This window comes from Bowmanella yangjiangensis, from assembly GCF_017255015.1.
Lineage (GTDB): Bacteria > Pseudomonadota > Gammaproteobacteria > Enterobacterales > Alteromonadaceae > Bowmanella > Bowmanella yangjiangensis.
On sequence record NZ_JAFKCS010000533.1, the window covers coordinates 1 to 520 of the forward strand.

General features: G+C 69.0%; 2 protein-coding genes. Both read left to right on the plus strand.

All coding sequences use genetic code 11. The features are described from left to right. Positions 1-12 precede the first annotated feature (12 nt). Complete coding sequence (locus tag J0A65_RS28015; RefSeq protein ID WP_416135334.1) at positions 13-162, plus strand: DUF1949 domain-containing protein; 150 nt, start codon at positions 13-15, stop codon at positions 160-162. Next, positions 159-520 (plus strand): DUF922 domain-containing protein (locus J0A65_RS25515; RefSeq protein WP_206597013.1); only part of this gene is annotated, 362 nt, incomplete at its 3' end. The genes J0A65_RS28015 and J0A65_RS25515, both read left to right, overlap by 4 nt.

A 520-nucleotide genomic window follows, 5' to 3' on the forward strand; every position in this document is an offset into this window, starting at 1 on the left:
TTCAAGGCACGCCTGGGCGAGTTCGACGCCCTGCTCGCCAGCGAAGAGTACGATGCCAGTGGTGCGCGCCTGCAACTGGCCGTCCCGGCCGAACGCCAGCACGCCCTGGCCCGCCTGCTGGCCGACATCAGCCGTGGCCGCGAGCAGTTGCACAAGCCATGAAGCGCCTGCGTCCGCTCCTGCTGCTGGGCATGAGCCTGAGCGCACAGGCGCAGGTGGAAGAACAGCTGCAGTACCAGTACTACGACGTGACCATCGCCACCGGCGAGTCCTTGCGCCAGGCACTCAGCCAGGCCTCGACGATTCGCCAGAACGGGCAGGTCTACCATGCCTACACGCGCTGGGGCGTGACGTGGAACTACTGGTGGCAGGAGGCGCGCGACGGACGCTGCCGCCTGACCCTGAGCCGCACCCGGCTGAGCGCACAGGTGACCCTGCCGCGCCTCGGCGGTGGCAACGCCCGGCAACGCCAGCGCTTCGCGCAGTACCTGCAGGCGCTGCGCGAACATGAGCTGGGGCA